We start from the raw sequence: 21,056 nt of genomic DNA, 5'->3' as shown, positions 1-21,056 counted from the left end.
ATTTAGTGTTGTAGAACCTTCTATAGGGCAATTTTTATTGCCGTCAGCATGCTACAGTTTGATCACCATGATCAAGCGCACCTTATTCCTCCTGCTGCTCCTGTCATCCAGCCTCGCGTCGGCCGCCCAGCTGACCGAGATGGAAACCCGCTGGCTCAGCGCCGGTTCCGCCGTGCTGGCCTACGCCAAGCAGGAACTCAAGCTGCCGATCGATATCACCGTGCAACCGCAGGCGCGCGCCAACGACGTGCCGCTGGCGCTGGGCTTCCAGGACGGCCGCTGCAAGCTGGTGCTGTCGATGCGCGGCAATCCGAATGCGGAAGACATCCTGTCCTCGGTACCGGCCGCGCAGCAGCCGCTGATGATCGAGGCGATGGTCGCCCACGAGATCGGCCATTGCTGGCGTTACGCGCAAGGCATCTGGCACGTGCTGCCGGCCGGTTTCGAGGAAAGCGCTCCCGCGGCGCCGGACGCGACGCAGGAGCAGTTGCAGGCGCTGCGCGTAACCCGCCGCGAGGAGGGCTTCGCCGACCTGGTCGCGCTGGCCTGGATCCAGCAGCGCCACCCGGCGCAGTACGGCGACGTCGCCGCGTGGATGGCCAAGGTGCGCCAGCCGTCGCCGGCCACCCGCTCGCACAGCACGCTGGCCTGGCTGCAGCTGGCGCCCACCGGCGCCGCGTTTGCCGGCGACCTGCCCCTGTTCGAACAAGCCGGCAAACTGTGGCGCCAGGGCCTGTTGCGCGACGAATAAACCACACCGCAGGCAATTGCCGAACAGTGTACGTTTGCGCACAGAGTATCCGCGCCGCCCGGCGTTTAATGTGTTCCTAGCCAACCACCACAAAAAGGGACACATCATGAACAAGTTACTCTTCTTCGTCATGGCCACCGCGGCCAGCGCCAGCTTCGCCGCCACCACCCCGAATAACGACACGGTGGCGTACAAGGCCGCGACCAAGCAGGCTGAAATCGACTATAAATCCGCCAAGGCCGCTTGCGATGGACAATCGGGCAACGCCAAGGATATCTGCGTCGAACAGGCCAAGGTGACCCGCGCCAACGCCGAGGCGACCGCCGCGATGCAGTACAAGAACGATAAGAAATCCATCCAGAAAGCCCAGACCGAAGTGGCCGACGCCAACTACAGCCTGGCCAAGGCCAAGTGCTCGCCGCTGACCGGCGCCGACAAGGATAGCTGCCAGAGCACCGCCAAGTCGATGCACGTGGCCGCCATCAACGACGCCAAGGCCGGCAAGCAAATGGCCGACGTCGCCCAGACCGGCATCGATTGCAGCACGCTGACCGGCACCGACAAGGCTTCCTGCGAAACCAAGCAGAAAAGCGCCATGGCCAAGGACACCGTCGCCGATTCCGTGATCACCACCAAGGTCAAGACCGAACTGCTGGCCGAGCCGGCGCTGAAGTCGCTGGATGTGCATGTGGAAACCACCAACGGCACCGTGATGCTGAGCGGCTTCGTGCCGTCGCAGGCTGAAGTGGACAAGGCGGTCGATGTGGCCCGCAACGTCAAGGGCGTGAACAAGGTGCAAAGCTCGCTGCGCATCAAGTAAGCCGTCTTTCCGGGCCGCCTCCCAGCGGCCCATTATTTTCCTTGTATTCATGATGATCATCATGTAAAGTGGCGACATAGCGTGCCTTCCCGCACGCATCGCCATCGTGAGGACATCATGTTAGCCCTGAGCTTATCCAACTGGCTGCACAAGCGCGGCCTGCACTTTTCGTGGGTGATCGTCGCCATCACCTTCCTGACCGCCTTGACCTCGTCGGCCGCGCTGGGCCTGCCGGGCGCGCTGCTGCAGCCGTTGTCGAAGGAATTCGGCTGGGACGTCGAGCAGATATCGTCTGCGCTGGCCGTGCGCTTCGTGCTGTTCGGCCTGATGGGGCCGTTTGCCGCCATCCTGATGGAGCGCTTCGGCCTGCGCAACGTCGTCGTCACCGCGCTGACCCTGGTGGCGGCCGGCCTGGCGCTGGCCACGCAAATGACCCAGTTCTGGCACCTGGTGCTGTTCTGGGGCATCATGCTGGGCATCGGTTCCGGCATGACCGCGCTGGTGCTCAGCGCCGTCGTCTCCACCCGCTGGTTCGACACCCACCGCGGCCTGGTGGTCGGCGTGCTGACGGCCAGCTCGGCCACCGGCCAGCTGATCTTCCTGCCGGTCGGCGCCTGGCTGATCGAGCACTTCGGCTGGCGCATGGCGGTGATCCCCGTGTTCGCCGCCTGCGCCATCGTCGCCGTGCTGGTGTTCCTGCTGATGCGTAACCGTCCGAACGAGGTCGGCCTGGCGCCGTATGGCGCCGCGCCCGGCACGCCGGTAGCCCCCATCGCGCCGCCGATGAAAGTGACTTTCGCCACGCCGTTCAAGGTGCTGGCCGGCGTCGCCAACAACCGCGTGTTCTGGATCCTGTTCGGCACCTTCTTCATCTGCGGCCTCAGCACCAACGGCCTGATCCAGACCCACTTCATCTCGCTGTGCGGCGACGCCGGCCTGTCGGCCGTGCCGGCCGCCTCGGTGCTGGCGATGATGGGCGCGTTCGACCTGGTCGGCACCATCGCCTCGGGCTGGCTGTCGGACCGCTACGACAACCGCAAGCTGCTGTTCATGTACTACGGCTTGCGCGGCTTGTCGCTGTTCTGGCTGCCGTATTCGGAATTCACCTTGTACGGCCTGTCGCTGTTCGCCATGTTCTACGGGCTGGACTGGATCGCCACCGTGCCGCCGACGGTGCGCCTGGCGGGCGCCACCTTCGGCAAGGAGAAGGCCGGCATGGTGTTTGGCTGGGTGTTCGCCGGCCACCAGCTGGGCGCCGCCGTGGCCGCGTACGGCGCCGGCCGAGTGCGCACCCTGATGCTGACCTACAACCCGGCGCTGTTTGCCGCCGGCGCCGCCTGCCTGGTGGCCGCCGGCATCATCCTGCTGATACGCAAGCCGGCGGTCGCGGCGGCGGCAGGCACCGTCGCCCCGGCCAAGGCGGCATAAAAGAGGAAACTGGAAGCGCTCCCAAAATGTAATCAGGCTGTCACGTGTCGATGCAACAATGCGCTCGACCTTAACAGCCTGATGGAGTTTTGTATGCGCTTAGCCTTCCCCGGCGGCCCGCTGATCGCGGCCGCCGCCATGACCTCGCTGCTGGCCGCCTGCGGCAGCGACGGCCTGCCGATCACCGAGACCAATCCCGGCAACGGCTACAACTCGACCGCCGTCGCCTTCATGAGCGACGTCCACTTCGAGAACATCTACGGCGACCTGAAGAACCCCAACTTCGCCGGCATCCCGACCAAGGACGGCAAGAACGCCACCATCCGCACCATGTATGCCGAGCTGACCTCGACCCGGCTGTTCAACGAAAACTACTTCGCCTTCCGCGCCGCGCTGGACGACGCCTTCAGCAAGAACATCCGCCTGGTCGCGCTGCCGGGCGACATTTCCGACGACGCCCAGCCGATCAACATCGACGGCATCGCCGACATCCTGCACGAATACCAGGGCAAGGGCATGCGCTTCTTCATCGCCCCCGGCAACCACGATCCGAACGAGCCGTTCGACGATGACGAAGCCGGCAAGAACGACTTCCTGACCCGCGACGGCAAGGAGCAGAAAATCTACGCCACCGGTGCCGCCGCCTGCAAGGCCAAGGACCCGGCCGTGATCTGCACCAACCAGCTGATGGAACAGGGCTACGAAAAGCTGCTGACCAAGCTGGGCGACTTCGGCTACACGCCGAACCAGAACGACATCTACTGGGAAACCCCGTTCACCAAATACGCCGACGGCAAGTACAGCTACAGCGCCGCCGTCGCCGCCGCCGACCTGGGCAAGCGCCAATTCGAGATCTGCGCCGAAGGCGAGGGCGGCAGCTACAAGGCCGCCGGCGAAGCCAAGCTCGGCAAGGCCTACACCCGCTGCGGCAACATCATCGACGCCAGCTACCTGGTCGAGCCGGTCAAGGGCATCTGGCTGCTGGCGCTGGACGCCAACGTCCACATTCCGAACGCCAAGTTCGATCCGTCCAATCCGACCTCCTTCAAGGGCTATGACGGCGCCGGTGACGCGGGCTGGAACAAGGTGCTGACGCACAAGATCCACCAGATGGAATGGATCAAGTCGGTGACCGAGCGCGCCAAGGCGCAGGGCAAGCAGCTGATGGCCTTCTCGCACTATCCGACGATGGACTTCTACGCCAACCAGACCAGCGCCATGAAGGCCGTCTTCAAGTCCGGCGCGTTCCAGATCACGCGCATGCCGGACGCTGCCACCACCGCCGCGCTGGCCGCCACCGGCCTGCCGCTGCACATGGGCGGCCACATGCACTTCAACGGCACCAACGACTACAAGGATGCCGCCGGCAACTACCTGGTCAACGTGCAGTCGCCGTCGCTGGCCGTGTTCGGCGCCGCCTACAAGATCGTCAGCTACCAGGGCAAGGACCAGATCGATGTGCAGACCGTGGCGTTGAACAGCGTCCCGCGCTACAACGAGCTGTTCCCGCTGTACCAGACCGAGTACGACTACCTGCAGGGCAGCGTGCTGGCAAGCGATGTCGCCAAGCGCTGGAACCGCGGCATCCTCGACACCAGGTCGTATGGCGAATTCACCCGCACCTACTTCGGCGAACTGTCGCGCCTGCGCTTCATGGGCGACTACTGGCCGTGCGAAATGAAGGAAGCGGCGATGTCGCTGGACGCGCGCCAGATGCTGATACTGTCGCAGCTGCAGACCAGGGTCACGCTGGCGCAGCTGAAGGACAATCCCGGCGTGCTGCCGATCACGGCCGCCTGCGCCGCCAAGGGCACGGTCGCCGACGGCGGCGTCGCCGCCAGCCAGCTGACCGCTGACTGGGCCGCGGCCACAGCCAAGGCCGAGCAGCTGGCCGCCGCCGCCAACCTCAAGCTGGCCGACTTCGCCAAGATCAGCGCCTACGAGTTTTACGGCGACTTCCACCGCACGGTGTACGCCGGCGAACTGGCGCTGCGCGACATGGGCGCCGAGCGCGTGGCGCAGTACAAGGTGTTGATGGCGGCGTTCCCTGCATCGCCTGCGACCATCGCCAGGATCGGCGATCAGCCGTCGGACCAGAACCCGGTGCACGTGCTGTTCCAGAACCAGTTCAAGCAGGTGTTCGCAATCCTGAAGGGCCTGGGTTCGGGCAAGCCGAGCGACCACTTCACGATCGACCTGAAAGCTAAGACGCTGAGCAACGCCAGCAGCAGCGGGCTCAGCTTCAACTAAGGGGAGGGGGCGTCAGCTCATCGCCATCAGCGCGATGCTGACGCCCACGCCGGCCAGCCACACCAGCGTGCGCAACGTGTCGATGTTGGCCAGGTATAGCGCGATGTACACGATGCGCGAGCCGATGAAGCTCATCGCCAGCAGGTTGATCCGCCCCTGGTCCGCGTGCGCCTGTTGCGCCAGCACCACCGCCGCGATGAACAGCGGCAGGATCTCGAAGCCGTTCATCTGCGCCGCGTTGGCGCGCGCCTTCCAGCCGGTCAGATTCGCCGTCCATTCGCGCGGACGCTGGTTGTCGTAGCGGCCTTCGCCGCGCGGCATCCGGGCCGACGCGAGCTTGGCCAGTCCGATGGTCGCGGTCGGCAAAAAACATGCGACAAGCACGCACCAGTTTGCAATCGTCATACAGTCTCCTCGTTATGTTCAATATTTCGCCCGTCATCCACCTTCAACGTCGGCGACTTTTACACCGCGCCTGCTGACCCTGATTTCCCCTTTGTTTCATAAGGATTTTTTCATCGGGCATGCGGCTTGCTCCGGCACGCCGTGGTGGTTCTCGCCACTGCGGCTGACCGCGCCGCGGGACGATCCACGTATCGGATGAAAAGGATAGCATCATGAGAAACTTCAGGAGGAATTGTGTCCGCTGGACACTTGAGTTGGTGTTGGCTACCGGGCTGCTGACTCTCAACAACGCCAATGCGTCGTTCATTACCGCAGGTTGTGCCGCCGTCAATCAATATTGTACGCTGGCCGAATTGAGCAACCCCAGCGCGTTCATCAATATAGACCAGGTGGTGTTTAATCATTTCGACTTCATTGGCAGCGGGGCGATCAAGGTGACGCCTATCGATTCCCCCGGCAACGGCACCCCCGTGGGCTTGCGCTTCACGCCGCTGGATCCGGCGCTGAACCCGTGGTTTGCGGCAGTTCCGATTTCCTCCCCTTCGTCCACCGCCGCCTTCGGTGAGCTGATCGATTACGATGCCAACGTGCTGGGAGGACTCCTTGTCGGCGGCGCCGAAATGGCCGCCACGTTTATCGAAAATGTGTCAGGCGGGTTCTACAATACGCTGGGCGCGCAGAAGGAGATCTCGGTCGCGCCCGCTGCGATGGCGGCAACTTGTGCCGGCGCCAATTTGCCTTTTGCCGAATGCGATGGCGCGACGGTGACAGACGCCGTGAACTTCCTGCCGAGCGAAACCTTCCATGTGTCTGAAGCAGTAGACGGTAGCGCGATGCGGGTCACTGGCGGCGGTACGGTACAGATCGGCATTTCGCAACTCGACAATCTGTTCGTCCGGGTCCCCGATCCCGCCACCACGGCCCTGCTGGCCATCGGCGGGGCGGCGCTGTGCTGGAGCCGCCGGCGCGCGGGACAGCGCGCCGACGCCGCCTAGCGCCAACGGATTATCGCAGGTACTTGGCCAGCCAGCCGTGCACTTCGCTGTAGAAGTAGCGGCTGTTGTCGCCCTTCAAAATCCAGTGGTTCTCGTCCGGGAACACCAGCAGCTTGGCCGGCACGTTCAGGCGGTGCTGGGTCGCGTAATTCATCAGCGCATTGTTGGCCGGCACGCGGTAGTCCAGCTCGCCGACCGAGATCAGGATGGGTGTGGTGAAGCCCGTGCCTTTGTCGTGATTCCCCGCCTGCATCACCGGGCTCTGTTCGCGCCACACGGCCTGGCCGCCCCATACCGGGCCGCCGCTGTTGACTTCGCGGCCGTGGATGCTGTCGCTGCTGCCCCATTGCATCACCAGGTCCATCTCGCCCGCGTGCGACACGATGGCCTTGTAGCGCGTGGTGGTGGCCTGCAGCCAGTTGGCCAGGTGGCCGCCGTAGCTGGCGCCGCCTGCCGCCAGCCTGCCGCCGTCGACGTAGTTGTACTTCCTGACCGCTTCGTCGACCGCCTCGTTGACCTCGTCGCCCGGCCCCTTCAGCGGATCGCCCTGGATCGCGCGGGCGAATTCCTCGCCGTAGCCGGTCGAGCCCTTGTAGTCGGTCAGCAGCACCACGTAGCCAGGCTGCGCCAGCAGGTGGTAGTTCCAGCGGATGACGAACTGGTCGCGCCACATATTGGCCGCGCCGCCGTGGATCACCGCGAACAGCGGATATTTTTTCGCCGGGTCGAAGCCGGCCGGCTTGACGATCATGTTGTGGATCATGCGGCCGTCCCTGGCCTTGAACCAGAAGTGCTCCGGCGCTTGCCAGTCGATGGCTGCCGCGCGCTCTGTGTTGAACGAGGTCAGCCGCTTGGGCGCGCCGTTGCCGAAGGCGTACACCTCCGGCGGATTGATCGACGACTCCCACACGCCGACCATGGCCTTGCCGCCGGACGCCAGCGAACCGATGCTGCCGGTCGGCGGCGAAGCCTCGTCGCGCAGGTCGCCGCCGGCGTAGTTGATCGAATGCAGCTGCTCCAGGCCGGCGTGCTCGAAGCTGAACACGACCCGGCCGGTGCCGTTCGGCAGCACGTAGCGCGAGATCGAGCGGTCCAGCGCGGCCGTCAATATCTTCGGCGCCGGGTTGGCCAGCGGCCAGGCAAAGCGGGCCAGGCGCGTGACGTCATAGACCTTGCCTTCTTCCTCCGCCTCGGTCAGGCTGAACAAGGTCTTGCCGTCGGCGCTGAAGCGCAGGCTGTGATAGCTGTGCTTGTCCCGGGTGAGCTGTTGCGGCTCGCCGCCGGCCGTGGCCACGCTGAAGATCTGCGTGTAGCCGGATGCGCGCGCCGCCTCGTCGCGGTTGGTCGAGGCCGAGAACAGCACCGACTTGCCGTCCGGCGCCCACAGCGCTTCCAGCGATTGCCCCTCGTCGCCCTGGCCGCCGCCGAAGCCCGGCATCGCCGCCAGTTGGCTGCCGGCCAGCAGGTCGCGCGGCTTGGCGCCGGCGTCAGCATCCATGACGAACAGCCGCACCTTCTTGTCGTCCAGCCACTTGTCGAAGAAGCGGGGCGGGAAGGTTTCGTAGGCGCGGGCCGTGTACTTGCGGTCCTTGCGCTCCTTGGCGGTTTTCTTGACGTCTTCCTCGCTCGTGTTGCCGGGGAAGATATCGCTGACGAACAGCAGCTGCTTGCCGTCCGGGCTGAAGCGCGGCGAACGCGCGCCCAGGGTCAGCGTGGTCAGGCGCTGGGCCTCGCCGCCGGCCGCCACGTCGATGCGGTAGATCTGGCCGGCATCGTCGCCATCGCGCTTGGCCACGAACACCAGTTGCCGGCTGTCCGGCGACCAGTTGGCGGCGCTTTCGCCGCCCTTGCTGAAGGTCAGGCGGCGCGGCGGGGTATCGTCGGTCAGCGACTTGATCCACAGGTCCGACCACTGCTCCTTGCTGTCGTAGGCCGGCTCGGTGACCGAGAACACCGCCCACTTGCCGTCCGGGCTGGGCAGCGGCGCGCCGACGCGCTTGGCCAGCCACACGTCTTCGTGGGTGATCGCATGTTTGGCTGGCGGAGCATCGGCAGCGGCGGCGCCGAGGCTGGCCGACATCAGCAGGGCAAGTAGGGAGAGGCGTGGCATGGTCATGGCGAGTGTGCTTGAAAATCGGTGAAGCAACGATAGTGGCCAAAACCGACGTTGCTGTCAATCAAGCTTATTCAGTCGCCGTTGCCGTTCCACTTCTTCAGCAGCCGCGCCAGTTCGCCGGTTTTTTCCATCTGCTCCAGCGCCCGCTGCACGCGCGCCGCCACCGCCGGATCGACATGCGTCCCCATCGCCATGTAGACGTTGGTGGTGTACATCACATGCGGCAGTATCCTGACCTGGCCGGCCATGCCGGCCCGCGCCAGAAAGCCTTGCAGGTCGGGGCCGCGGTGCAGGAAGAAGCGGCCCCGTCCGGCGATCAGCTTCTGCAGGTTCATGGCCGGGTTGGTCGCGCTGGAATTGATGCGCAAGCCGCCGAACTGCTCCAGCATCTCGGCGGTGGAATAGCCGCGGTTGACCAGCACCACGCCCTGCGCGCCCAGCTTGCGCACATCGTCCCAGCCGTTGATCACCACCTTGTCGTTGATCCGCGCCAGCAACATGTACTGCAGGGGAAACAGCGGCAGGTCCAGGTACAGGTATTGGCGCTCGCGTTCGGCGGTGCGCTGTACCGCGCACAGCGCGTCGTGCTGGTGATTGGCCAGCTCCGAATGCGCGCGCACCAACGGCAGCCATTGCTGGTCGCCGACGAAGATCAGCCCGGGGTCGATGCGTTCTATGGTGCGGAACAAATCCACGCAGTAGCCGACGATGCGATCCTTGCCGGCGGCGATGAACTTGGGCTCGGTGCCTTCCTGCGCGGCCACGCGCAAGGTCACCTGCGTCGCGTGCGCAGGCGAGCCCAACAGCGTACAAGCCAGCATGACCAGCCAGAACGGCCTCAGCAATTTCATTTCACCCCTTGCGTGTTGGTTGCCTATATACTTGTATTTTTATCATGGAAAGTATATCAGTGCGCAAACTACTCACCGTTATTCTATGTTGCGTGGCGGGCCTGAGCCAGGCCGCGTCCAATTTCAGCTTTGATGTCGCCCCGGGGCAACACGGCGTCGGCCTGCGCGTGGTGGAGCAATATGATTATGCCCGCTCCTACCTCGGCAAATACGATGTCGTCACCGGCAAGCCGGTCAGCGGCGAGACCGCGCGCCCCATGCAGACGGTGATCTGGTATCCGGCCGCCAAGTCCGGCAAGCCGGTCAGCTACGGCGAGTACTTCCGCCTGGCCGCCAGCGAGGAACGCTTCGGCCGCGGCGACGCCGTCATCAACGCCGAACTGGCCACCAGGCTGAACGGCACGCCCGGCGGCAAGGAACACGCCGGCGAGGAAATGGCGCGCCGCATGTGGGCCGTGCGCGACGCCAAACCGGCGTCCGGCAAGTTTCCGGTGGTGATCTATGCGCCCAGCTTCGGCGCCCATTCCTATGAGAACGCCGACCTGTGCGAATACCTGGCCAGCCACGGCTATGTCGTCATCGCCAGCCCCAGCATGGGCGCGCATGGCCGCTCCATGACCGACGACGTCGAAGGCATCGAAGCGCAGGCGGCCGACATCGCCTTCCTGATCGGCTATGCGCATACGCTGCCGCAGGCGGACACCGGCAATATCGCGGTGGCCGGCTACAGCTGGGGTGGTATCTCGAACGTGTTCGTGGCCGCGCGCGACAACCGCGTCAAGGCGCTGGTCAACCTCGACGGCTCGGTGCGCTACTGGCCCGAGCGGATCCAGGAGGCCAAGTACGTGCAGCCGTCGCGCCTGACAGTGCCGATGCTGTTCCTGGCCGCGCGCCCGCGTTCGCTGGAAGACCTGGCCAAGCGCGGCAAGCCGGTCACCAGCTTCCTCAACGAGATGAAGTATTCCGACGTGCGCATCGTCACGCTGCCGGCGATGGAGCACTTTGCTTTCTCCTCGGACGCGCTGCGCTTCATGCCGTCCAGCGCCTACAGCGAGTACAGCGCGGCCGAGGTGAGCCAGTCGCACAGCTGGATGGCGCGCTACGTGCTGGAATACCTGGACGCCTATTTGAAGCAGCAGCCATCGGCCAAGACCTTCCTCGACAACGAGCCGAAGAAGAACGGGGTGCCGGACCATTTGCTGACGGTGAGCAAAACGCTGTCGAGCGGAGCGCCGCCGACGATGGAAATGCTGGCGCATGAATCGGCGAAGAGCGGCTTTGCCGACGTCCAGCAGGTCTACGAAGGCCTGCGCAAGGCCGACCCGAAATTCGAGCTGTCCGAATCGGACATGAACAACTGGGGCTACGGGCTGATGCGCGCCGGCGACACGCAGGGCGCGATCGCCGTCCTGAAGCTCGTGACGGTGCTGCATCCGGACAGCGGCAACGCCTACGACAGCCTGGCCGAAGCCTACGAGACGGCGCAGGACAAGGCGCAGGCGATCGAGCACTACCGGCGCTCGCTGAAGCTCGATCCGAAGAACGACAATGCGGTACAGCATCTGAAGTTGCTGGGCGCGCCGCTGTAGCACTGTCGGCGAACTTGACAGTCATCCGCGCGCCGTCCGTCCGGCGCGCGCTAATCACCTGATTTCAAAGGAAAGGCAGAGCACGGCACGATAAATGCGTTACACCGCCGGTGCCCGCCATTGCGCGGGCTGGTGTATCCACGCATGGGAAAGGAAATCGTATGCGCATTGCTCCCTCGTTGTTGCTGGCGTCGCTGTTGCTGGTCGCCAGCATTCCCGGCAAGGCCTTCTGTCCCAAGAACGGCTTTGTCTGTTTCATCACTTCCAAGTCGGCCGGCAGCCTGACCCACCAGGACATCACCCAGCGCGGCATCGAGGCGCTCGACAAGCGCTACTTCGCCGTGCCCAAGCTGACCGCGTCGATGCAGAAGGCGCTGGACCAGATCATCGAAGCGGACGCCAAGGTCGACGAGGACCAGACCAGCTCGGCCAAGCACTTCGACGGCGAGAACGCGGCCGGCGCCCAGCTGCGCCTGGCCACGCTCAAGCAGAACGTGCTGGACGCGCTGCGCAGCGATCCGATCAACGCCACCGGCGCGCGCGACAACCTCGGCAGCGCGCTGCACACCATCCAGGACTTCTATTCGCACAGCAACTGGGTGGAGCAGGGCAACAGCGCCGCCCATCCCGGCGTCGGCCGTCCCGGCGCGCTGCCGTTCGCCGGCCCCGCCACGCCGACCTGCTCGGGCTTCACCGACACCGGCCTGACCTGCGCCAACTCGTCCAACATCATCGGCTCGCTCTTGACCAGCGGCTATTACGGCGGCGAGGACCGCGTCAAGCCGGGCGCCTTCAAGTGCAGCCACGGCGGCCCGCTGGACAAGAGCTCGCCGTCCAGCGACCCGGTCGGCTACTTCCGCGAAGGCATCAACAAGGACACGCTGTATTGCGACATCTCGCCGCACAGCAGCTACCACGGCACGGCCGCGGCCGCCGCCATCGCCGGCACCCAGCAGTTCATCGAAGACATCAAGGCCGAGGTCACGCCGGCCCAGCTGAAAGCGCTGCTGGGCGCAGGCCCGACCTTGGCCTTTGCCATCGACACCACCGGCAGCATGGGCGGCATCATCGCCGGCGTGCGCGCCTCGGCCACCAGCATCGTCGACGCCCGCCTGGGCACCGACGAGGAACCGCTGCAGTATGTGCTGGCGCCGTTCAACGACCCGTCCACCGGTCCCACCGTCGCCACCAACGACGCTGCGCTGTTCAAGAGCTTCATCGGCGGACTCGGCGCCTCGGGCGGCGGCGACTGTCCGGAACTGGCGATGACCGGCATGTACAACGGCCTGTCGCTGGCCGATCCCGGCGGCGACCTGTTCATGTACACCGACGCCACCGCCAAGGACGCGGGGCTGGCCGGCGCCGTCATCAGCCTGGCCAAGAGCAAGGACATCAAGATCTATCCGATGCTGTTCGGCAGCTGCTCGCCGTTGACGCCGGGCTACCTGCAGGCCGCCGCCGAAACCGGGGGGCAAGTGTTCTTCCTGTTCGGCAGCGAAGCCGGCACCGTCACCCAGCTGGCCGACCTGGTCGGCCGCAACAACGTGGTGCAGCTGCTGTCGACGGTCGATACCTACGCCAGCACCAAGAGCTACACGGTGCCGGTCGACAGCAGCATGACGCGGCTGACCGTGTCGGTGAGCGGCACGCTGCAGGGCATGCAGCCGACGGTGACCCTGACCCGGCCGGACGGCGTCGTGGTCACCCTCGCCAATGCCACCAAATACCTGAGCCTGTCGAGCGGCGTCATCATCTCGATCGACAACCCGCCGCGCGGCGCCTGGACCCTGGCCGTCGGCAATTCGTCCGACCAGACCTATGTCAACGTCAACGGCATCGCCGACCTCGCGTTCAGCTCGTTCAAGCTGGCCCGCTTCGGCGCGATGCCGCCGCACCAGGGCTTGCTGGCGATCGATGGCGAGCCGGGGCCGGGCCAGGCGCTGTATGCGATCGCGGCGCTGACCGGCATTTCCAGCGCGCCGCAGTTCCAGCTGCGCCGCAAGAACTTCGAGCTGCTGTCGCCGCTGGCGCTGGAACAGGACCAGACCGACAACGGCAAGTTCTTCGGCGCGCTGACCGTGCCCAATGAAGCCTTCGTCGCCTACGCCACCGGCACCGACAGTTCCGGCTTCCCGTATCAGCGCCTGGTCAGCGTGCTGGTGCAACCGCAAACGGTGTCGGTCACGCCGCCGTCGCGGCAGGACCTGCGTCCCGGCGTCACCACCACGCTGACGTACCAGATCCGTAACGATGGCCCCGCCGGCACCTTCGGCATCAGCGCCACCGACGACCAGCATTACATCACCTCGGTCTCGCCCACCACGCTGACCCTGGCCAGCGGCGCCACCGCCAACGTCACCGTCACGCTGGCGCCGCCGGCCGGCGCGCGCATCGGCAGCTCCGACAGCATCACGGTGACGGCGCAAAGCAGCAGCGTCATCACCGTCCACAACAGCGCATCGCTGACGGTGTTCGTCACCGGCGCCGTGCAGCTGCCGGGGCGGCCGGACTTCGTCGCCCAGATCGTCGGCCAGGAAAATGTGGCGCCTGGCGTGGTCGGTGTCGATGTGCGCCTCACCAATACCGGCGTCGGCACCGCGCGCGACATGACCTTGTCCTCGCTGTCCATGCATACCTTGTCCGGCAGCGGCGTCGTCACGCTGAACGCAGCCCTGTCGCCGGCGCTGCCGTTCGTCACGCCGAATGTCGACGTGGGCAGTTTCTATACCGTGCGCCTGACCTTCAACGTGCCGTCCACCGTGAAGCGCTTCAGCGTCAGCGAAAACGGCAGTGTGAGCGACCTCGACGGCGTGATCTACGCCTACTCGCAGGCGCAATCCATCATTCCAAAATAAGGAGCAGCCGCCATGAAACTCAGACATTTGTACGCCGTGTTCGCGTTGCTGTTTGCCGTGCTGTGCTGGTCGCCGGCCGTGCAGGCCCTGCCGTTCACGTTCACGTTTGCCGCCCAGCCGGCCGGCGGGTCGATCAGCGGCTTGCCGGGGGAGACGGTAGGCTGGGGTTACGAGCTGGTCAACACCGACACGCTGAACTGGTTCGTGCCGACCCAGCTGAGCGCATCGTCGTTCAGCATCGGCTCGCCCGACGCCAGCTACTTCGACTTCCCCATCCTGGTGCCGGGCGCCGCCGCGACCGTCGCGTTCGATGCGGCTCTGCACACCGGCCTGTATGGCGTGCAGATCTTCCCGTTCGCGCTGCCGGGGCAGATCGACAGCGGCAGCTTCAGCCTGTCCGGCGAATGGTGGAGCGGCGATCCGCTGTCCGGCGGCACCTTCCTGCAGGCGGCCGACGTGGTGGTGTCGCCGTTCTCGCTGGACGTGGCCGGCATCACCGCCGTGCCGTTGCCGGGCAGCTTGCCGCTGCTGGTGCTGGGCCTGGTGCTATTGTGGGTGTGCCAGCGCCGCCGCAAGGAAGGCGCGCAGTTCGGCCTCGGTCTGCGCTGACGGCGCGGCGGGGCGCAAGTCCATGTAACGGCCGGGGCCGGTGCGGCCCAGCAGGTCGAAGTGCTTGCCGGCATACTCGGTGGGCCGCACCTGCAGCAGCGCCAGTTGCGAACCGGCGCCACCCCGGGCCTGGACGTGGATGATGAACTGGCAGCTGTACTGGCGGCCCTCGGCGTTCCAGTAGTAGTCGACGTCGGGAGTGATCAGGACGTCGTACCGGCGCTGCGCGGCGGGCAGGGCAAGCCAGGCGGCAAGTGCCGGCGCGGTGGTTGATGCGGCGGTTGACGGCGCGGCGAAATCGGCGTCGGGCGGGAACAACGGCGCGCCGAAGGGCAGGGCCATGCGGTAGCGCCGGTGCTCCTCGCGCTGGGGGGCAAGCTGCCGCACCGCCTGCAGTATCGTCCGCTGCGCCTGCTGCGGCGGCATCGTCACCACCAGTGCCGCCTGCATGTCGGCGGCGCCGCCCGCGCCCGATGCCGCCGCCAGCAGCAAGGCAGCGAGGGCGCGCGCCAGCTGCTTCAAGTTCAATCCCATTTGCGCATCATGCGTTCCAGTTCGCCGTTTTTCTCCAGCGTGTACAAGGCCTGCTCCAGCCGCGCGTTGATATCGCCGGTCAGCTTGTTACTGGTGGCGAAGTACAGCTTGGCGCTGTACATCACCTGCGGCAGGATGCGGACCTTGTCGGCGGTGCCGGTGCGCTCCAGCAGTTTATTCAAGCCGGGGCCGCGATGGAAAAACAGGCGTCCGCGCCCGGCGATCAGTTTTTGCAGATTGTGCTGCGGGCTGGTGGAGTTGGCGTCGACGACGATGCCGCCCATCGCCGCCACGATGTTGCCGGCAGCGAAGCCGCGGTTGACCAGCACGACGTTGTCCGGCGCCAGGCGGCGCACGTCTTCCCAACTATGGATCGCCACATTGTCCTGCATGCGCGCCAGGAAGTGATACTCGATGGTGTACAGCGCCGGCCCGAGGAAATGAAAACGCGGCTCGCGGTCCGGCGTGCGCTGGACCGCGCATTGCACGTCCTGCTGGCCGCTCTCCAGTTCGGAGTAGGCGCGTATCAAAGGCTTCCAGCGCTGGTCGCCGATGAACTGCAGTTTGGGATCGAGCTGCTCGATGGCGCGCATGATATCGATGCACAGGCCGACGATGCGGTCCGGTCCGTCGGCGATGAATTTCGGCTCGGTGCCCTCCTGGGCGGCGGTGCGCAGCGTGACCGCCCGCGCAGGCAAGGCAGCGGCCAGCAGCGTGCCGCAGCATGCCGCACACAACAGCCGTTGCCATCCGACCTGCCTTCCTGCCATCTGCTATCCTCAGCCATGCGCTGTGCGCTCTTGACGCTAGCTTACACCAGTAGCCGTTCCGAGGCAGAGTGTGGCGAAAACTCACCAAATATTGCAAATGCATTGGAAATTCTATACGGCAACGCTTCGATAAGTCTATGATGAAATAGCCTGCACAGGCGCGACAACGAGGGGACTGGCATGGATACCTATTCAGCGCGTTCGCCCATGAAGTTATGGCACAAGTTTTTGATCCTGAGCTTGATCGCGGTGGTCATCGCTGTCATCCCAACCTATCTGTACATGCGCGAGGCGGCCAAAGGGCTTGATGCCTATCTCGATGAGCAGCAGGGCCTGCCGGCCGTGCTGACGGGCCTGAGAGTGGTCCAACTGACACAGCAGCACCGCGGCCTGGCGGCGCTGGTACTCGGCGGCGTCAGCGCCGCGCAGGACAAGCGCGAAGCCAAGCAGAAGGAGGCCGACGCGGCGTACGCCGAGGTCGACGCCATCGTCCAGAACCTGCACAACAAGGATCTTGACGCCGCCTGGGAAACAGCCCGGCGCGATTGGGAGACGTTGCGAGGTAACGTCAGCGGCAAACGCATATCCGTGCCGCAAAGCTATGCCGCGCACACCGCGCTGGTACCGAAGCTGCTCAAGGTAAATGACCTGCTCGGCGACTACTACGGCCTGAGCCTCGACCCCGACCGGGATACGTACCAGCTGATCCAGGCGATGTTCTACCAGCTGCCCTACCTCAGCGAGGAGTTGGGCAAGACCCGCGCCAAAGGCGCCGGCCTGCTGACCAAGAAGGACATCACCGCCGACGACCGCCTGCAACTGTCGTCCATCGTGGCCCGCGTCAGCGACCGGCTCGACCAGACCCTGACCGCGTTCAACAAAGCCGGTTCGGCCAATCCCGAGTTCCAGGCCAAGCTGGGGCCGGCCATGCAGGAGGCGGCGCAGGCGGCCAGCAAGATTACCGCACTGGCGCTGGCGCAAATTATCCAGGCCGACACGCTGACCTACTCGCCCGAGGAATACGTGGCCCTGTCGACCCAGGCGATCGACCTGCAGTTCAAGCTGAACGCCGCGGCCAGCAAGGAGCTCGATACCATCCTGTCCGATAAAATCTCCGCGTTCTACAAGACGCGCTGGACCATGCTGGCGGCGATGGCCGGGTTGCTGGCGCTGGCCTGCTATATCTCGATGCTCATTTCGCGCTCGGTGACCGTTCCGCTGCACAATGCCATCGAAGTGGCGCAAAACGTCGCGCGCGGCAATCTGGTCAATGATTTCGATGTCGGGGTGCCCAATGAAATCGGACAAATGCTGCGCGCGCTGAAGGAAATGAACGACAGCCTGCGCGACCTGGTCAACGGGGTGCGCACAGGCATCGACAACATCAGCGCGGCCACGCGCGATATCGCCAGCGGCAACGCCGATGTCTCGGCGCGGCTCGAATCGCAGGCCTCCAACCTGGAGGAAACCGCCTCGTCGATGGAGGAGCTGACCTCCACCGTCAGGCAGAACGCGGACAACGCGCGCCAGGCCAATGCGCTGGTGATCAACGCGTCCAGCGTGGCGACCAAGGGCGGCTCGGTGGTCACCCAGGTGGTGCAGACCATGGGTGAAATCAACGACAGCTCGCGCAAGATCGTCGACATTATCGGCGTCATCGACGGCATCGCTTTCCAGACCAATATCCTGGCCCTGAACGCGGCGGTGGAAGCGGCGCGCGCCGGCGAGCAGGGCCGCGGCTTCGCGGTCGTCGCCAGCGAGGTGCGCAATCTGGCCCAGCGCTCGGCCGGCGCGGCCAAGGAAATCAAGGAGCTGATCGGCACCAGCGTCGAAAAGGTGGAAGTGGGCAACCGCCTGGCCGACGAGGCGGGCCTGGCGATGGGGGAAATCGTCAGCAGCGTCAGGAAGATTACCGACATCATGTCGGAAATCGCGGTCGCGTCGGGCCAGCAGGGCGCCGGCATCGAGCAGGTCAACCAGGCGATTACCCAGATGGACGACATGACCCAGCAAAACGCGGCGCTGGTCGAGCAGACGGCGGCGGCCTCGGCCAGCCTTCAGGAACAGGCGCAGACGCTGCAGAATTCGATGAGCGTGTTTGTTCTTGCCGATGAGCCGGCCAAGCGCAAGACTGCCGCGCGCCTGGCGCCCGCCGGCAACAAGATTGGAGCGGACATAAAAAAAAGAGTCACGATTGCTCGTAACTCCTTGATTTAGTCCTGCGAATTCGGTGGTAGGCCGTGCGGGATTCGAACCTGCGACCAACGGATTAAAAGTCCGCTGCTCTACCAGCTGAGCTAACGACCCCCGAAAGAGGCCGTATTATATACACCACGCCGGAAACTGCAAAGGGTTTTGTGAAAACAATTTAGCCTTTCCCGGCGTTGTTTTTATTTCATCCCCAGCGCCGCCGTCACCTTCAGCACCTCGTCGGCCGTGGTCACGCCTTCCTGGATCTTCATCGCGCCGGCGATGCGCAGCGGCTTCATGCCGTCTGCCGCGCTCTGGCGGCGCAGCGCCTGGATGTCGGTTTCCTCGCGCACCATGTCGCTGAAACCCTCGGTCACCGTCAGCAGCTCGTAGATGCCGGTGCGGCCGCGGTAGCCGGTCTGCCGGCATTCGGGACAGCCCACCGCGCGGTAGATCTTGTCCGGCTTGGGCAGATTCCAGGCGCCGCCCAGGCTGTGCCAGATATCGTCGCTCAGCTCGCCGTCGTCCTTCTTGCACTCGGTGCACAAGGTGCGCACCAGGCGCTGCGCCATGATGCCGATCAGCGTCGCCTCCAGCAGGTAGTAGGGCACGCCCAGCTCCAGCAAGCGCATCACGGCCGACGGCGCGTCGTTGGTGTGCAGGGTCGACAGCACCAGATGGCCGGTCAACGCGGCCTGGATCGCCATCTCGGCGGTGGCCAGGTCGCGGATCTCGCCGACCATGATGATGTCCGGGTCCTGCCGCATCAGCGCGCGCACGCCGTCGGCAAACGACAGCTCGATGCCCGGCTGCACCTGCATCTGGTTGAAGGCCGGCTCCACCATCTCGATCGGGTCTTCCACCGTGCAGACGTTGACCTCCGACGTGGCCAGCGCCTTCAGCGTGGTGTACAAGGTGGTGGTCTTGCCGGAGCCGGTCGGCCCGGTCACCAGGATGATGCCGTGCGGACGGCTGGTCAGCGCGTCCCAGCGCTCGGCGTCGTCGGTGGGGAAGCCCAGCTCCGGCAGCGTCTTGACCACCACGTCCGGATCGAAGATGCGCATCACCAGCTTTTCGCCGAAGGCGGTCGGCAGGGTCGACAGGCGCAGCTCGATTTCCTGGCCGCCGGCGGTGCGGGTCTTGATGCGGCCGTCCTGCGGGCGGCGCTTCTCGATCACGTCCATGCGGCCCAGCAGTTTGATGCGCGCGGTCATCGCGATCATCACCACCGCCGGCACCTGGTACACCTGGTGCAGCACGCCGTCGATGCGGAAGCGGATCGCCGCCATGTCGCGCTTGGGTTCGAGGTGGATGTCGGAGGCGCGCTGCTCGAACGCGTACTGCCACAGCCAGTCGACGATGTTGATCACGTGCTGGTCGTTGGCGTCGACCTGCTTGTTGGTCTTGCCCATCTCGACCAGCTGCTCGAAGTTGTTGCGCAGCGCGAGGTCGTTGCTGTTGGACTTGTTGGCCTTCTTGATCGACTTGGCCAGGCTGAAGAACTGCGTGATGTATTGCGCGATGTCGAGCGGGTTGGCGATCACGCGGCGTATCGTGCGGCGCGAGATCTTGGCGATCTCCGCCTCCCATTCCACCGCGTACGGATCGGCGGTGGCCACCACCAGCGTGTCGCCGCTGATTTCCAGCGGCAGGATGTTGAAGCGCGCCGCGTAGTTGGCCGACATCACGTCGGCCACGCGGGTGAAATCGATCTTCAGCGGGTCGATGCGGGTGAAGGCCAGGCCGGAACGCGCCGCCAGCCATTCGCACAGCGCGTCCAGGGTCAGCAGCCGGTGCGGCGGCTGCGCCGACAGCAGCTTGGCATGCGCGACCGCGCACAGCGGATGCATGTGGCCCACGGTGTTCTTCAGGATGCCCTGGCTTTGCGCGTACAGCTCCTTGACTTCGGCCTTGCGTATCATGCCGTCGGCCAGCAGCCAGGTGTAGATCTGCTGCAGATCCAGCGGCGCTGGTTTCGGCGTAGGTTGTGCGGACGTTGCGGACATCGTGGAGGCCACTTTCAAAAGTCGTTACAGCGACGTGATACCCGCTGTTATACCCTTCACCCAGCTCTTGGCCGGCAGCTTGGTCTCGGCGACGATCTGCGCGGCGCGCCCGGCCAGTGCCTCCAGGTCGATCGCGCGCTTGCGCCGGAAGGCGATCGCGACCACGTTACCATCATGTACCTGCGGCAGGCAAATGACTTGCTCGAAAGCGAACTTGATGGCCTTGATGTTGCGCGCATAGCTGGGATGGTCGCCGAACAGGTTCACCGTCATGATGCCGTCGTCGGTCAGGCAGGCGTTGCAGGACTGGTAGAACTCGGCGCTGTCGAGCACCGGGCCGCGCGCGGTGGCGTCGTACAGGTCGACCTGCAGCACGTCCAGCGTGCCGGCGTTGGCTTCATCATTGACGAAATCGAGCGCGTCCATTTCCACCACGCGCAAACGGGCGTCGTTCGGCGGCAGCTTGAACATCGACTCGCAGATGGCGATCACCGACGGGTTCAGCTCCACCGCCGTCACGGCGGCCTCGGGGAAGGTGACGTAGCAGTACTTGGTCAGCGTGGCCGTGCCCAGCCCCAGTTGGGCGATGTGGGCCGGCTTTTGCCGCCACAGCATCCACGTCATCATCTGCTGCGCGTATTCCAGCTCCGGCCAGTTCGGCTTGCGGATGCGCATCGCGCCCTGCACCCACTCCGTGCCGAAATGCAGATAGCGCACGCCGTCCTGCTCCGACAACGTCACCGGCGCGTACTTGGGCTTGCGGGCCGGGCGGGAGGATTCTTCTTGTTCGATGGATTTTCGTTTGATCAGCATGGGGAAGGTAAAACAGGAGGTGAACGGCCATTATCCCGCGTTGCCTTACTCTAAGGCAAGCCGGAAAACAACAA

General features: G+C 65.0%; 16 protein-coding genes and 1 tRNA gene. 9 read left to right on the top strand and 8 right to left on the bottom strand.

Annotated features, from left to right (window positions below):
• The first annotated feature begins 67 nt into the window (after positions 1-67).
• The 4 genes from ABWW33_RS19385 (at position 68) to ABWW33_RS19370 (ending at position 5,249) form a co-directional block, all read left to right on the top strand.
• Positions 68-751 carry a hypothetical protein gene (locus ABWW33_RS19385; RefSeq protein ID WP_353403286.1) on the top strand — a complete coding sequence of 228 codons (684 nt, stop codon included), beginning with the start codon at positions 68-70 and terminating at the stop codon, positions 749-751.
• Positions 752-857: 106 nt separating this feature from the next.
• Entirely contained in the window at positions 858-1,571 is a 714-nt protein-coding gene (locus ABWW33_RS19380; RefSeq protein WP_176652823.1) for a BON domain-containing protein, read from the top strand.
• Between the two features lie 117 nt (positions 1,572-1,688).
• Entirely contained in the window at positions 1,689-2,999 is a 1,311-nt protein-coding gene (locus ABWW33_RS19375; protein WP_176652824.1) for an MFS transporter, read from the top strand.
• Positions 3,000-3,092: 93 nt separating this feature from the next.
• On the top strand, positions 3,093-5,249 hold the full coding sequence (locus tag ABWW33_RS19370) for a metallophosphoesterase (protein WP_353403285.1): 2,157 nt from the start codon (positions 3,093-3,095) through the stop codon (positions 5,247-5,249).
• A 12-nt stretch (positions 5,250-5,261) separates the two neighbouring features.
• On the opposite strand, the gene ABWW33_RS19365 is transcribed toward ABWW33_RS19370, so the two are convergent.
• Positions 5,262-5,654, bottom strand: coding sequence for an MAPEG family protein (locus ABWW33_RS19365; RefSeq protein ID WP_353403284.1), 393 nt, complete (start codon positions 5,652-5,654; stop codon positions 5,262-5,264).
• A 212-nt stretch (positions 5,655-5,866) separates the two neighbouring features.
• Between ABWW33_RS19365 and ABWW33_RS19360 the strand changes: the two genes are divergently transcribed.
• The gene (locus tag ABWW33_RS19360; RefSeq protein ID WP_353403283.1) at positions 5,867-6,649 is read left to right on the top strand and encodes a PEP-CTERM sorting domain-containing protein; all 783 of its coding nucleotides are present in this window, start codon (positions 5,867-5,869) and stop codon (positions 6,647-6,649) included.
• A gap of 10 nt (positions 6,650-6,659) precedes the next feature.
• Here the strand turns inward: ABWW33_RS19360 and ABWW33_RS19355 are convergent, their stop codons facing one another.
• On the bottom strand, positions 6,660-8,765 hold the full coding sequence (locus ABWW33_RS19355) for a S9 family peptidase (RefSeq protein WP_353403282.1): 2,106 nt from the start codon (positions 8,763-8,765) through the stop codon (positions 6,660-6,662).
• Between the two features lie 71 nt (positions 8,766-8,836).
• Complete coding sequence (locus tag ABWW33_RS19350) at positions 8,837-9,616, bottom strand: substrate-binding periplasmic protein (protein ID WP_353403281.1); 780 nt, start codon at positions 9,614-9,616, stop codon at positions 8,837-8,839.
• Between the two features lie 59 nt (positions 9,617-9,675).
• Here ABWW33_RS19350 and ABWW33_RS19345 point away from each other — a divergent pair, with 59 nt between their 5' ends.
• From ABWW33_RS19345 to ABWW33_RS19335, 3 genes are all read left to right on the top strand, one after another.
• Complete coding sequence (locus ABWW33_RS19345) at positions 9,676-11,205, top strand: tetratricopeptide repeat protein (protein ID WP_353403280.1); 1,530 nt, start codon at positions 9,676-9,678, stop codon at positions 11,203-11,205.
• Positions 11,206-11,366: 161 nt separating this feature from the next.
• Complete coding sequence (locus ABWW33_RS19340; protein WP_353403279.1) at positions 11,367-14,060, top strand: hypothetical protein; 2,694 nt, start codon at positions 11,367-11,369, stop codon at positions 14,058-14,060.
• Between the two features lie 12 nt (positions 14,061-14,072).
• Positions 14,073-14,669 (top strand): hypothetical protein, encoded by a 597-nt coding sequence (locus ABWW33_RS19335; protein ID WP_353403278.1) that lies wholly within the window; start codon positions 14,073-14,075, stop codon positions 14,667-14,669.
• Here ABWW33_RS19335 and ABWW33_RS19330 read toward each other — a convergent pair.
• Positions 14,607-15,203, bottom strand: coding sequence for a hypothetical protein (locus tag ABWW33_RS19330; protein WP_353403277.1), 597 nt, complete (start codon positions 15,201-15,203; stop codon positions 14,607-14,609). The two genes, ABWW33_RS19335 and ABWW33_RS19330, sit on opposite strands and share 63 nt — an antisense overlap.
• Positions 15,194-15,973, bottom strand: a complete 780-nt coding sequence (locus tag ABWW33_RS19325) for a substrate-binding periplasmic protein (RefSeq protein WP_353403276.1) — start codon at positions 15,971-15,973, stop codon at positions 15,194-15,196. Before ABWW33_RS19325 ends, ABWW33_RS19330 begins: the two co-directional genes overlap by 10 nt.
• 180 nt (positions 15,974-16,153) lie before the next feature.
• Between ABWW33_RS19325 and ABWW33_RS19320 the strand changes: the two genes are divergently transcribed.
• Complete coding sequence (locus ABWW33_RS19320; protein WP_353403275.1) at positions 16,154-18,190, top strand: methyl-accepting chemotaxis protein; 2,037 nt, start codon at positions 16,154-16,156, stop codon at positions 18,188-18,190.
• A 14-nt stretch (positions 18,191-18,204) separates the two neighbouring features.
• Here the strand turns inward: ABWW33_RS19320 and ABWW33_RS19315 are convergent.
• The 3 genes from ABWW33_RS19315 to ABWW33_RS19305 all read right to left on the bottom strand — a co-directional run bounded on the left by ABWW33_RS19315 (position 18,205) and on the right by ABWW33_RS19305 (position 20,982).
• Positions 18,205-18,280, bottom strand: a tRNA-Lys gene (locus ABWW33_RS19315).
• 83 nt (positions 18,281-18,363) lie between these two features.
• Positions 18,364-20,169 (bottom strand): type IV pilus assembly ATPase TfpB, encoded by a 1,806-nt coding sequence (gene tfpB / locus ABWW33_RS19310; protein WP_353403274.1) that lies wholly within the window; start codon positions 20,167-20,169, stop codon positions 18,364-18,366.
• 24 nt (positions 20,170-20,193) lie between these two features.
• Positions 20,194-20,982 (bottom strand): spermine/spermidine synthase domain-containing protein, encoded by a 789-nt coding sequence (locus ABWW33_RS19305; protein WP_176652833.1) that lies wholly within the window; start codon positions 20,980-20,982, stop codon positions 20,194-20,196.
• Between the last annotated feature and the right edge of the window lie 74 nt (positions 20,983-21,056).

It is taken from the genome of Duganella hordei, from assembly GCF_040369125.1.
Classification (GTDB): Bacteria; Pseudomonadota; Gammaproteobacteria; order Burkholderiales; family Burkholderiaceae_D; genus Rugamonas; species Rugamonas hordei.
Note: the sequence above shows the minus strand (reverse complement) of the source record. Positions and strands in the feature narration are given on the sequence as shown.

What these genes read in the sequence shown, in the direction of transcription:
- ABWW33_RS19385 (WP_353403286.1), top strand. Translation starts at nt 68, where the DNA reads ATGATCAAGCGCACCTTATTCCTCCTGCTGCTCCTGTCATCCAGCCTC.
- ABWW33_RS19380 (WP_176652823.1), top strand. Translation starts at nt 858, where the DNA reads ATGAACAAGTTACTCTTCTTCGTCATGGCCACCGCGGCCAGCGCCAGC.
- ABWW33_RS19375 (WP_176652824.1), top strand. Translation starts at nt 1,689, where the DNA reads ATGTTAGCCCTGAGCTTATCCAACTGGCTGCACAAGCGCGGCCTGCAC.
- ABWW33_RS19370 (WP_353403285.1), top strand. Translation starts at nt 3,093, where the DNA reads ATGCGCTTAGCCTTCCCCGGCGGCCCGCTGATCGCGGCCGCCGCCATG.
- ABWW33_RS19365 (WP_353403284.1), bottom strand. Translation starts at nt 5,654, where the DNA reads ATGACGATTGCAAACTGGTGCGTGCTTGTCGCATGTTTTTTGCCGACC.
- ABWW33_RS19360 (WP_353403283.1), top strand. Translation starts at nt 5,867, where the DNA reads ATGAGAAACTTCAGGAGGAATTGTGTCCGCTGGACACTTGAGTTGGTG.
- ABWW33_RS19355 (WP_353403282.1), bottom strand. Translation starts at nt 8,765, where the DNA reads ATGACCATGCCACGCCTCTCCCTACTTGCCCTGCTGATGTCGGCCAGC.
- ABWW33_RS19350 (WP_353403281.1), bottom strand. Translation starts at nt 9,616, where the DNA reads ATGAAATTGCTGAGGCCGTTCTGGCTGGTCATGCTGGCTTGTACGCTG.
- ABWW33_RS19340 (WP_353403279.1), top strand. Translation starts at nt 11,367, where the DNA reads ATGCGCATTGCTCCCTCGTTGTTGCTGGCGTCGCTGTTGCTGGTCGCC.
- ABWW33_RS19335 (WP_353403278.1), top strand. Translation starts at nt 14,073, where the DNA reads ATGAAACTCAGACATTTGTACGCCGTGTTCGCGTTGCTGTTTGCCGTG.
- ABWW33_RS19330 (WP_353403277.1), bottom strand. Translation starts at nt 15,203, where the DNA reads ATGGGATTGAACTTGAAGCAGCTGGCGCGCGCCCTCGCTGCCTTGCTG.
- ABWW33_RS19325 (WP_353403276.1), bottom strand. Translation starts at nt 15,973, where the DNA reads ATGGCAGGAAGGCAGGTCGGATGGCAACGGCTGTTGTGTGCGGCATGC.
- ABWW33_RS19320 (WP_353403275.1), top strand. Translation starts at nt 16,154, where the DNA reads ATGGATACCTATTCAGCGCGTTCGCCCATGAAGTTATGGCACAAGTTT.
- tfpB (WP_353403274.1), bottom strand. Translation starts at nt 20,169, where the DNA reads ATGTCCGCAACGTCCGCACAACCTACGCCGAAACCAGCGCCGCTGGAT.
- ABWW33_RS19305 (WP_176652833.1), bottom strand. Translation starts at nt 20,982, where the DNA reads ATGCTGATCAAACGAAAATCCATCGAACAAGAAGAATCCTCCCGCCCG.